Source organism: Streptomyces sp. NEAU-YJ-81, from assembly GCF_017592595.1.
Taxonomy (GTDB): domain Bacteria; phylum Actinomycetota; class Actinomycetes; order Streptomycetales; family Streptomycetaceae; genus Streptomyces; species Streptomyces hygroscopicus_B.
Genome location: NZ_JAGFNO010000002.1, coordinates 240,489 through 251,947 on the forward strand (window position 1 = coordinate 240,489; position 11,459 = coordinate 251,947).

Below are 11,459 nucleotides of genomic sequence, written 5' to 3' on the forward strand. Positions count from 1 at the left end.
CGCAACCGACCCGTCTGCCCCCCGCGGGGACGGGTCGACCGGTACTAAGACTCCCGGACAGCGATAAACGATTGATGAACGGTCGGCGAGACGCGCGACTATGCCGCGGTCGCGGGGGTCAGAAGCCCGCGGACGTCCTCCGCCTCGGGTGCCCCGAGCCGCTCGTGGATCGCCAGCGCCTCACGCCAGCAGGCGTCCGCGCGCTCGTTCTGACCGAGCTCCAGCAGCGCCTTGCCGAGCAGCGTCAGCACGATGGCCCGGCGCCACTCGCCGCCGATGCCCCGCAGGGCGAGGGCCTGTTCGGCGTGGGTGGCGGCCTCCGCCGGGCGCCCGATGGACAGATGCGCCTCGGCCATCCGCTGGTGGGTCATGCCCTCCCAGAGCGGCTGGCGGTGCTCACGGAAGAGGCCGAGGGCCTCGGTGAGCTGCTCCAGTGCGTGCGCCAGGCTTCCGGCCCCGGTCAGGGCGATGCCGAGCGCGTACTTACCGTTGGCCAGGCGCAGGGTGCGCCCCAGGCTCCCGTAGATCCGCACGCCCTGCCGGGCCAGGTCCACGGCGCTGTCGATGCGGCCCATCTCCACATACGCACGGGACAGGTTGCACAGCGCGCTGGCCTCGCCGGGCTGGTCGTCCACGGCCCGGTAGGCGTCGATGGCACGGAGGAAATGCCGCTCCGCGTCGTCCCAGCGGGTACGGCTGAGGTGCGCGATGATGCCGCGCTCGGTGAGGGCGCGCCCCATGGTCACGTGGTCCTCGACCGTGGCGCCCAGGGCCAGGGCGCGCTCCGCCTCCGCGTCGGCTTCTTCCAGCCGGCCGGTGAGGTTGCGCACCTTGGCGAGGCAGGTGCGGGCCCGGCCCTCGGCCCGGGTGTCGCCGACCGTGTGTGCCGTTTCGCTGACGACGCGGGCGACGGCCTCGTAGCGCGGGGCGTTGGCACCGGATTCGGCCAGGTCCATGGCGGCGAGCAGCAGATCCGCCGCCCGGCCCAGGGTGGTGCCCGAGGCGGCCTGCTGGGCGCAGGCCAGCAGGCAGTCGGCCTCGGTGAACAGCCAGTCCAAGGCGGCGTCCTGATGCGGAAAGACCAGGCCGGGGTGGTCGGCGGGGGCCAGGTGGTCGCCCAGCCGGTCGCCGGGCCGCTCCATGGCGTACACCCGCGCCGCCGTGGCGAGGTAGAAGCTCAGCAGCCGGGAGAGGGCCGCCTCGCGTTCCGCGGCCGACTGGTGCCGCTCCGCGCGGTCACGCGCGTAGAGCCGTACGAGGTCGTGGTAGCGGTAGCGGCCCGGCGCCGCGGACTCCAGCAGGGAGGCGTCGACCAGGGACTCCAGGAGCTCCTCGGTGTCGAAGGTGTCCAGCTCCAGGGCGACGGCCGCCGCGGCGAGCGAGATGTCGGGGCCGTCCGCCAGCCCGAGCAGCCGGAACGCCCGGGCCTGCGGCGGCTCGAGCTGGCCGTAGCCCAGCTCGAAGGTGGCCCGTACGGCCAGGTCGCCCGCCCGCAGCTCGTCCAGCCGCCGGCGCTGGTTGGCGAGCTTGCGCGCCAGCGTGGAGACGGTCCAGGTGCGGCGCGAGGCCAGCCGGGAGGCGGCGATCCGGATGGCCAGCGGCAGGAAGCCGCAGGCCGCCACCACGTCCATGGCCGCGTCGCGCTCCGAACTGACCCGCTCCGCGCCCACGATGCGGGTGAAGAGGACCAGCGCCTCCTCGGGGCTCATCACATCCAGGTCGACCAGGTGGGCACCCTCCAGGTCGACCATCCGGGTCCGGCTCGTGATCAGCGCGGCGCAGCCCGGCGTACCGGGCAGCAGCGGCCTGACCTGCGCGGCGTCGCGTGCGTTGTCGAGCAGCGTGAGCACCCGGCGGCCGTCCAGCATCGAGCGGTAGAGCGCGGCACGCTCGTGGACGCCCTCGGGGATCGCGCTGTCCGGGGTGCCGAGGGCGCGCAGGAAGGCGCCCAGGATCGCGTTGGGCTCGGCGGGCACCGGGCCGGCGCCCTGGAGGTCGACGTAGAGCTGGCCGTCGGGGAAGTGGGCGCGGGCCGCGTGGGCGACGTGCACGGCGAGCGTCGTCTTGCCGACCCCACCGATTCCGGCCACTGCTGACACGGCCATGACACGCCCCTCGGCGGTGGCGAGCTCATCGCTCAGCTCCTCGACGAAGGCGACCCGGCCGGTGAAGTCCGCGACCGTCGCGGGGAGCTGGGCCGGGCGTACGAAGCTGGGCCCGGCGTGCGTGCGGTCGTCCACCGGGACCGCCAGCTCGGCATCCGCCTGCAGAATGCGCTGATGCAGGTCGGACAGCTCCGCGCAGGGGTCCACGCCGAGATCCTCGGCGAGCAGCCGCCGGGTGTCGTTGTACACCGCCAGGGCCTCGGCCTGCCGGCCGCTGCGGTAGAGCGCCAGCATCAGCAGCTCGCGCAGCCGCTCCCGGAGCGGATGGGCGGCGGTGAGCGCGGTGAGCTCGGAGACCGCCTCGGTGTGGTGGCCCAGCTCCAGGTCGAGATCGAGCCTGGTCTCGGTGAGCACGAGCTGCCACTCCGACAGCCGGGTGCGCTGGGTCGTGGCGTAGGGCCCCGACAGTCCGGCCAGGGCCTCACCGTCCCACAGGTCCAGCGCCCGGCCGATGAGCTCATGGGCGCGCAGCCGGTCGCCCGAGTGCCGGGCCTTCTCCGCCTCCGCCGCCAGGCTCTCGGCCACCTCGATGTCCAGGGCCCCGAGGCCCACTTGGACCGCATAGCCGCCCGATTCGCTGACCAGGATGTCCGAATGCGGGGTGAACGCCTTGCGCAGCCGGGAGGCGTAGGTGCGCAGCGCCGCGATCGCGGCGTCCGGCGGATCGTCGCCCCACAGGGCGTCGACGAGTTCGGGGGCGGTGGCGGTGCGCCCGCCGCGCAGCAGCAGAGCGGCGAGCAGGGCTCTTTGCTGCGGTGATCCGGTGCTGAGCTGCTCCTCGCCCCGAAAGGCCCGTACCGGTCCGAGCACGGTGAAGCGCAAGGACTGCTCCTGCGCCCGCTCCTTCTCGCCGGTCATGGTCTCCCCCTGCCTCTGCTCCGAGTTGCACGGGCCAGTTTGCCTTGCCGATACCCCTCACGTCAGTAGGGGCCGGACCTCTCCACAAGGCCCGCCCGACTTCGAGACCTCGTTATACCGACGGATCGTCAGCTCCAGGGCTCGCTTTCGGACACCGGGGGGCCGACTCCGAAGGCTTCCCGATGGCCGGGATTCGGATCCGTCAACGCCGGGAGGTCCGGCGCGGAGGTCGCCAGCAGTTGGCGCACCTCCTCGGGCTCGGGTGAGCCCAGTCGTTCGCGAAGGGCCTCCGCCTGGCTCCAGCAGTCCTCGGCCCGGCCGCGCTGCCCGGCCGCCATCAGGGCCTTCGATAAAACGGTGAGAAAGGAGAAGCGCCGCCACTCGCCGCCGAGACCGCCCAGGGCGAGGGACTGTTCGGCGTGCGCCACCGCCTCGGCGGGGCGATGCGCTGCCAGATGCATTTCGGCCAGCCGGAAATGGGCCATGCCTTCCCACAGCGGCTGACGGGCTTCGCGGAACAGGTCGAGCGCCTCGGTGAGGTGAACGGACGCCTCTTCCAGGCGGTGGGCACGCGTCAGCGCGATGCCGAGGGTGTACATCCCGTTGGCGAGCCGCAGCGGGGCGCCGAGCCTGCGGTAGATGGCGAGCCCCTGCTCGGCCAGTTCCACACCGGTCCCGGTGCGGCCCCGGCTCACATGGATCCGGGAGAGATTGGCCAGGGCGCTCGCCTCACCGGCCTCGTTGGCATCGGCGCGGAACGCGTCGAGGGCCTGTCCGAGGAACCTCTCCGCGTCGTCGTACCGCCCCAGACCGTTGGTGACGATGCCGAGCTGATTGGAGGCGCGGCTGGCGATCACCGGATCCTCGCCGTCCAGCTCCAGCGCGCGCCGAAGCTCGCGCTCGGCCTGGGCGTACCGGCCCGTGAAGCTGTACAGATGCCCCAGCGCCGAGCGGGCGCGGGCCTCGGTGCGGGAGTCCCCGGCGGCGTGGGCCGCGTCGCCGGCCGCCCGCGCCACCGTTTCGTACTGCCGCGGCCGGGCCCCGGACTCGGCGAGGTCCAGCGCGCCCAGCAGCAGATCCCCGGCGCGGCGGCGGGTGGTCTCCCCGCTGCACCTGGGCACGCAGTCGAGCAGGCAGTCGCCCTCCGCGAAGAGCCAGTCCAGGGCGGCTTTGGAGGTCTCGAAGCACAGCCCGGGATGGCCGGTGGGCTCCAAGTGCTCGACCATACGGTCGCCGGGCCGCTCCATGGCGTACACCCGCGCCGCCGTGGCGAGGTAGAAGTCCAGCAGCCGCGACAGCGCCTCCTCGCGCTCCGCCGCCGCCTGCGACTCCCGCTCGGCGCAGGCCCGCGCGTAGAGCCGTACGAGGTCATGGAAGCGGTAGCGCCCCGGTACGGCGGACTCCAGCAGCGAGATGTCCACGAGGGAGGTGAGGAGCCGGGCGGTCTCCTCGACGTCGAGTCCGAGCACCGCGCCCGCGGCCGGCAGCGAGATGTCCGGGCCGCCGACCAGGCCGAGCAGGCGGAAGGCGCGGGCCTGGGCCGGGTCGAGCTGTCCGTAGCCGAGTCCGAAGGTCGCCTTGACGGCCAGATCCCCGGCCCGCAGTTCGTCCAGCCGCCGGCGCTCGTCGGCGAGTTTGCTGGCGAGAACGGAGACGGTCCAGGTGCGGCGGGAGGCGAGCCGGCAGGCCGCGATGCGGATGGCGAGCGGAAGGTAGGAGCAGGACGCCACCACCTCCATGACCGCCGCGCGCTCGACCATCGCCCGCTCCTCGCCCACGATCAGCGCGAAGAGGGCGAACGCCTCCGTCGGGCTCATCGCGTCCAGGTCGACCGGGTGGGCGCGGTCCAGGTCGGCCATATGGGCGCGGCTGGTGATCAGCGCCACGCAGTCCGGTGCGCCCTCGCCCGGGAGCAGCGGCCGGACCTGGGCGGCGTCGCGGGCGTTGTCCAGCAGGACGAGGACCCGGCGGCCCTCGAGAGAGGCGCGGTAGAGGGCGGCGCGCTCCTCGGTGCCGTCCGGGATGGCGGCGTCGGGGGTGCCGAGCGAGCGCAGGAAGGCGCCGAGCACCGTTTCGGGGTCGGCGGGGGAGGAGCCCGCACCGCCGAGGTCGACGTAGAGCTGGCCGTCGGGGAAGTGGTGGCGGGCGGTGTGCGCGAGATGGACGGCCAGGGCGGTCTTGCCGATGCCTCCGATACCGGCGATGGCGATGGCGGCCGGCCGGTCGGAGGGGGGTGCGAGCCGGTCGTTCAGCTCTCGTACGAGGTCCTCGCGGCCGGTGAAGTCGGCGACCGCCGCGGGCAGTTGCGCGGGGCGGACGGCGGTGGTGCCGGTGGCCAGGGGGCGTTGCGGGCGGCCCACGGCGGTGGGCCGGGAGAACGCGGCGGCGGGCCGTGGAGCGGCGTGCGGCCGGAGCTCGGGGACGACCTCGGCGCGGTAGCCGCTCTCCCACTCCAGCCCGATCCGTGTCCGGTCGAGGGCGGGGTCCGGGTCCTCGCCGAGGGCGAGGTTCGCCTCGTCACCGCGCCACCACCGGTCCGGTACGGATCCGGTGGAGCCTTCCTGCCGCCCCAGGCGCTCGTCGCCGACCATGGTGCCCCCCGCACACGCTTCCTCGCTGTACGGCCAGTCTGCCGTGCCTGTGGGCCGTACGTCAGTAAAGAGTTCGACGTGTCCGTGGCATCCCCCGATCCTCGCGGGAGGCGTCCAGTGAGCTGACGATCCGTCAGATCGGCGCTACCGTGCAGTCATGGAGAGCTTCCCGAAGATAATCTCGGTGGACGACCACACGGTTGAGCCCCCTCACGTCTGGCGGGACCGCCTCCCGTCGAGGTACCGCGACACCGGGCCGCGCATCGTCCGGGCGCCGCTGAAGGAGATGACCTTCATCGGCGGCCGGTTCGCCCCGAAGATGGGCGCGCCCGGGGACGACGGGCCGCTCGCGGACTGGTGGGTGTACGAGGAGCTGCACCGGCCGCTGACCCGGCTGGACACCGCCGTCGGATACGACCGGGACGAGGTCAAACTCGAGGCCATCACCTACGAGCAGATGCGGCCCGGCTCCTTCTCGGTGCCCGACCGGCTCGCGGACATGGACGTCAACCACGTCCAGTCGGCGCTCTGCTTCCCGACCTTCCCCCGCTTCTGCGGGCAGACCTTCACCGAGGCCGCCGACCGCGAGCTGGGGCTGCTCGGGGTCCGGGCGTACAACGACTGGATGGTGGAGGAGTGGTGCGGCCCCGAGGCCCGGGGCAGGCTGATCCCGCTGATCATCGTCCCGCTGTGGGACGCCGAGCTGGCCGCCGCCGAGGTGCGGCGGAACGCGGCGCGCGGGGTGCGGGCCGTCTGCTTCTCGGAGATCCCGCCGAACCTGGGGCTGCCGTCGATCCACACCGACGACTGGGACCCGTTCCTCGCCGCGTGCGACGAGACCGGCACGGTCATCGCGATGCACATCGGCTCCTCCTCCCGGATGCCCTCGACCTCCGCGGACGCGCCCCCCGCGGTCGGCTCCACGATCACCTTCGCCAACTGCTGCTTCTCGATGGTCGACTGGCTGATGAGCGGGAAGTTCGAGCGCTTCCCCGACCTCAAGGTGATGTACGCGGAGGGCCAGATCGGCTGGATCCCCTACATCCTCGAGCGCGCCGATGTGGTGTGGGAGGAGAACCGGGGCTGGGGCGGAGTGGCCGACAAGGTGCTGCGCCCGCCGTCCGAGCTGTTCGCGGAGCATGTGTACGGATGCTTCTTCGACGACGCCTTCGGGCTGCGCAACCTCGACGCGATCGGGGTCGGCAACGTGCTGTACGAGACGGACTATCCGCACTCCGACTCCACCTGGCCCAAGTCGCGCGAGGTCGGCGAGGCGCAGATGGGGCATCTGGCGCCGGACGTCGTGGAGCGGATCGTGCGCGGCAACGCGATCGAGCTGCTGGGGCTCACGGCGGAGGGGCTCTGGGCGGGGGCGCCGGGGGTGTAGCGCCGGGCCGCCAGGCTTCGGTGGCGCCTTGGTCACGGAGGAGCAAGAAAGCGGTCACTGCCGGTCAATGACATCCTCCGGGTGCTCCGGCAGGCTGTGGGGCATACCGGCCCTCCCCCTCCCAACGCCGTCACCCACCCCTTACGAAGTGACAGGGGTCGTGGGTGGTGCGGAGGGCCGGGAGTCCGTGCGCACCGGGCGCCGCGGGGTTGCGCCCGGCGCGCTGGACACCAGCGCCAGGTGGCGGTAGTCGCTGGGCGGCATGCCGTACGCGGCGCGGAAGGCGCGGCTGAAGACGGCGGGGTGGGCGAAGCCCCAGCGGGCGGCGAGTTCGTGGATGGGGACGGTGTACAGGCCCGGGTCGGTGAGGTCGCGCCGGACGCGGTCCAGCCGCTGCTGCCGGATCCATGCGGAGACCGTGGTGTCGCGGGCGCGGAAGAGACGGTGCAGATAGCCGACGGAGATGTGGTGCGCGGCGGCGATGGTGGCCGGTGACAGCTCCGGGTCGGACAGGTTCCGCTGGATGAAGCTCTGCAGCCGTAAGGCCAGGGTGTGCCGGCGGGTCTCGGGCGGCAGGGCGTCGTCGGCCTCGACGGCCTGGGCGAGCAGCGCCGCCGCCAGGTCGATCAGTACGGTCCCCAGGCGCGGGCCGTCGGAGGGGCCGTAGGAGTCGCGGTCCGCGGCCAGCCGGGCGAGGAACCCGGTCAGCAGGGCGCCGACGCCCTCGCGCGCCGGGATGGGCTGGGCGAGCAGCCGGTCGATCCGGTCGTGCGGGACCGGGATCAGGGCCTTGGGGATCTCCAGGCCCACGCCTCCGGGAGGGCCGCCGAAGGCCAGACAGTCGAAGGGGCGTGAGGTGTCGACGACGTAGAGCCCCTGCGCGCTGTGCGCGGCCTCCTGGCGGGACTGGGAGACCTGGAGGTTTCCCTCCTGGATGAACGAGAAGTGGTACAGCTCGGGGTCGGACTGCCGGATGAGTTTGGGCGTCCGCCGGAAGTTCATCTCACGGAACTTCGTGGGCCACACGGAGGCGGCGCCGAATTCGAGGATGCGCACCTCTCCCCGGAAGTCACCGGTGTGGTCGCTGCTCATCTCCATCGGCGCCAGGAGTTGTGCCATCTGCTCGCGCCAGAAGTCGAACCGATCCGCTCTGGGCAGATCCTCGCAGCGGAAGACCGTCTCGATCATCACGTGCCCCTCTGTGTGCCCCTTACTGTGCCCCCGTGGTGGCCCCTGAGCGGGGCGGCGGGCGATGGGCCCGAGGTCCGAACGTTCGTACGCTAGCAGGGCCTCCCAATGCGGGACGAGGCCGCCGTACCCCTTGTCTGATGGACCGTCAGATACCACCATGGCCGACGTCCGATACGACGATGGCGGTCCACCGACGAGGAGGCCCGGCATGCGCGTCCTGCCCCGGGGCCGGTTGAGCTACGGCATGCAGTTGCCCGTCCAGTCGCAGTCCACCCTCTACGCCGAGCCATGGGAGGCGGAGGCCGGCCCGGCCGAGCTGCTCGCGGTCGCCCGCGCCGCCGACCGGCTCGGCTTCGCCTACCTCGCCGTCTGCGACCATGTCGCGATCCCGCGGCGGCTGGCCGCCGCCATGGGCACCGTCTGGTACGACCCGGTGGCCACCCTCGGCTGGCTCGCCGCGGCCACCGAGCGGGTGCGGCTGCTCAGCCATGTGGCGGTCGCCGCGCTGCGGCATCCGCTGCTGACCGCCAAGCAGTACGCGACGCTCGACCACCTCTCCGGCGGCCGGCTGATCCTCGGGGTCGGGGCCGGGCATGTGCGGGAGGAGTTCGAGGCGCTCGGGGTGGACTTCGCCCGGCGCGGGGCGCTGCTGGACGAGACGGTCGACGCGCTGAAGGCGGCGCTGGGGCCCGAGGAGTTCCCCGACTTCCGAGGGGAGCGGTTCGCGTTCAGCGGTCTGGGGCAGGCCCCGCGCCCCGCCCAGACGCCGCGGCCCCCGCTGTGGATCGGCGGCTCCTCGCCCGCGGCGGTGCGCCGGGCGGCGATCCGGGGCGACGGCTGGCTGCCCCAGGGCGATCCACGGGACCGGCTGCCCGGCCAGATCGCCCGGCTGCGCGCCCTGCGGAAAGAAGCGGGGATCGACGAGCCCGCCGAGATCGGCGCGATCACCGAACCGCTGTACGTGGGCGAGCCCGGCTGGGACGTGGGGCGCCGCACCCTGACCGGCGCGCCGGAGTCGCTGGCCGAGAGCCTGCGCGCGTACGCCGCGATGGGGGTGGACCAGATCCAGGTGCGGTTCCGCTGCCGGGACCACACCGAACTGACCGACCAGATGGCGGCCTTCGCCGCCGATGTCGCTCCGCACCTCGATGACTAGGGAGAACGGAATGGGCAAGCTGGACGGGCGGGTCGTCGTCATCACCGGGGCGGCGCGCGGACAAGGTGAGCACGAGGCGCGGCTGTTCGTGGCGGAGGGCGCGCGGGTGGTCCTCTGTGACGTGCTGGACGAGCCGGGCGAGGCGCTGGCCAAGGAGCTGGGCGAGAGCGCCCGCTTCGTCCATCTGGACGTGGGCCGGGAGGACGACTGGAACGCCGCCGTCGAGGCCGCCAAGGACGCCTTCGGCGCGGTGGACGGCCTGGTCAACAACGCCGGGATCCTCCGCTTCAACGAGCTGGTCAGCACCCCGCTCACGGAGTATCTGGAGGTGGTCCAGGTCAACCAGGTCGGGGCGTTCCTGGGGATGCGGACCCTCGCGCCGGAGCTGGCGGCGGCGGGCGGTGGGACGATCGTGAACACCGCCTCGTACGTCGCCCTGTCCGGTATGCCCTTCCTCACCTCGTACGCCGCGACGAAGGCGGCCGTCGTGGGGATGACGCGGGTGGCCGCGATGGAGCTCGCGGACAAGGGCATCCGGGTCAACGCGATATGCCCGGGCGCGATCGACACCCCCATGACCAACCCGGCCCAGCTCGACCCGGGCGCCGACACCGCGGAGGCGTCGGCGGCGGTCGACGAGCTGTACCGCAAGCTGGTGCCGCTGGGCCGGATCGGCCGCCCGGAGGAGGTGGCGCGGCTGGCGCTCTTCCTTTCGTCGGAGGACTCGTCGTATGTGACGGGCCAGCCGTTCGTCGTCGACGGCGGCTGGCTGACCGGCGTCTCGGTCTTCTAGGACCCCTCCGGGTCCGGCGCGGCCGCGGCCCTTGACGGTCCCTGTCCGCGGTGTCAGAGTCAATCAAAATCTGACGATGCGTCAGATCTAGTCGTCTGAGGCGGTGAACCTCCATGGAATTCGGACTCTTTGTGCAGGGATACGTCCCCGAAAGCCGACGCCGAACCGACCCCGAGGCCGAGCACCACGCGCTCGTCGAGGAGACCGAGTACGTCATCCAGGCCGACCGGTCCGGCTTCAAGTACGCATGGGCCTCCGAGCACCACTTCCTGGAGGAGTACTCCCACCTCTCCGCGAACGATGTCTACCTCGGCTATCTCGCCCACGCCACCGAGCGCATCCACCTGGGCTCCGGCATCTTCAACCCGCTGCCGCAGGTCAACCACCCGGTCAAGGTCGCCGAGAAGGTCGCGATGCTCGACCACCTCTCCGGCGGCCGGTTCGAGTTCGGCTCGGGCCGGGGCGCGGGCAGCCACGAGATCCTCGGCTTCCTCCCGGGGATCACCGACATGAACGCCACCAAGGAGATCTGGGAAGAGACGATCGCCGAGTTCCCCAAGATGTGGCTGCAGGACGAGTACCAGGGCTTCGCGGGCAAGCACTGGTCGCTGCCGCCGCGCAAGGTGCTGCCCAAGCCGTACGGGGGCTCCCACCCGGCGATGTGGTACGCGGCCGGGTCGCCGCCCTCGTACGCGATGGCCGGCAAGAAGGGCCTCGGCGTGCTCGGCTTCTCCATCCAGAAGGTCTCCGACATGGAGTGGGTCCTCGACTCCTACAAGAACGCGATCAAGGAGGCCGAGCCGGTCGGTGGCTTCGTCAACGACAACGTGATGGTCACCTCCACCGCGATCTGCGCGGAGACCCATGCCAAGGCCGTCGAGATCGCGGTCGGCGGCGGGCTCAACTATCTGCAGTCGCTGCTCTTCCGCTACCACGACACCTTCCCCCGCCCCGAGGGCATCCCGGAGTGGCCGGAGCTGCTGCCGGAGTACACCGAGGAGATCATCGAACTCCTCATCGCCGAGGAGCTGATGATCTGCGGCGACCCGGACGAGGTCTTCCGCCAGTGCAAGCGGTGGGAACAGGCCGGGGCCGACCAGCTGTCGTTCGGGCTGCCGATCGGGATCGGCTACGAGGACACGATGAACACGGTCAAGCTCATCGGCGAGCACGTCATCCCGAAGATCGACACCGATCCGGTGCACCGCACGACCCGCTTCCGCCACGCCGGGACCCGGTAGCCGCGGACGCGAGAGCAGAGACTCCGTAGCCGCGGAGGCGAGAGCAGAGCCCCAGCAGCCGCAGAGCGAGAGCAGAG

Annotated in this window: 7 protein-coding genes; 4 read left to right on the top strand and 3 right to left on the bottom strand. The window is 72.2% G+C overall.

Annotated features, from left to right (window positions below; genetic code table 11):
- Positions 1–98 precede the first annotated feature (98 nt).
- Entirely contained in the window at positions 99–3,023 is a 2,925-nt protein-coding gene (locus J5X86_RS06630; RefSeq protein WP_208515838.1) for a BTAD domain-containing putative transcriptional regulator, read from the bottom strand.
- A 128-nt stretch (positions 3,024–3,151) separates the two neighbouring features.
- Positions 3,152–5,614 carry a tetratricopeptide repeat protein gene (locus J5X86_RS06635; protein WP_208515839.1) on the bottom strand — a complete coding sequence of 821 codons (2,463 nt, stop codon included), beginning with the start codon at positions 5,612–5,614 and terminating at the stop codon, positions 3,152–3,154.
- A gap of 157 nt (positions 5,615–5,771) precedes the next feature.
- Here J5X86_RS06635 and J5X86_RS06640 point away from each other — a divergent pair, with 157 nt between their 5' ends.
- A complete protein-coding gene (locus J5X86_RS06640) occupies positions 5,772–7,001 on the top strand; it encodes an amidohydrolase family protein (protein ID WP_208515840.1) in 1,230 nt (409 codons plus the stop codon).
- 141 nt (positions 7,002–7,142) lie between these two features.
- On the opposite strand, the gene J5X86_RS06645 is transcribed toward J5X86_RS06640, so the two are convergent.
- Entirely contained in the window at positions 7,143–8,189 is a 1,047-nt protein-coding gene (locus tag J5X86_RS06645) for an AraC family transcriptional regulator (RefSeq protein ID WP_208515841.1), read from the bottom strand.
- A gap of 211 nt (positions 8,190–8,400) precedes the next feature.
- On the opposite strand from J5X86_RS06645, the gene J5X86_RS06650 reads away from it, so the two are divergent.
- The 3 genes from J5X86_RS06650 (at position 8,401) to J5X86_RS06660 (ending at position 11,382) form a co-directional block, all read left to right on the top strand.
- Positions 8,401–9,348 carry an LLM class F420-dependent oxidoreductase gene (locus tag J5X86_RS06650; protein WP_208515842.1) on the top strand — a complete coding sequence of 316 codons (948 nt, stop codon included), beginning with the start codon at positions 8,401–8,403 and terminating at the stop codon, positions 9,346–9,348.
- 10 nt (positions 9,349–9,358) lie between these two features.
- The gene (locus J5X86_RS06655; RefSeq protein WP_208515843.1) at positions 9,359–10,141 is read left to right on the top strand and encodes an SDR family NAD(P)-dependent oxidoreductase; all 783 of its coding nucleotides are present in this window, start codon (positions 9,359–9,361) and stop codon (positions 10,139–10,141) included.
- A 113-nt stretch (positions 10,142–10,254) separates the two neighbouring features.
- Positions 10,255–11,382: an LLM class flavin-dependent oxidoreductase gene (locus J5X86_RS06660; RefSeq protein ID WP_208515844.1), complete on the top strand. Its 1,128-nt coding sequence runs from the start codon at positions 10,255–10,257 to the stop codon at positions 11,380–11,382.
- Positions 11,383–11,459 lie beyond the last annotated feature (77 nt).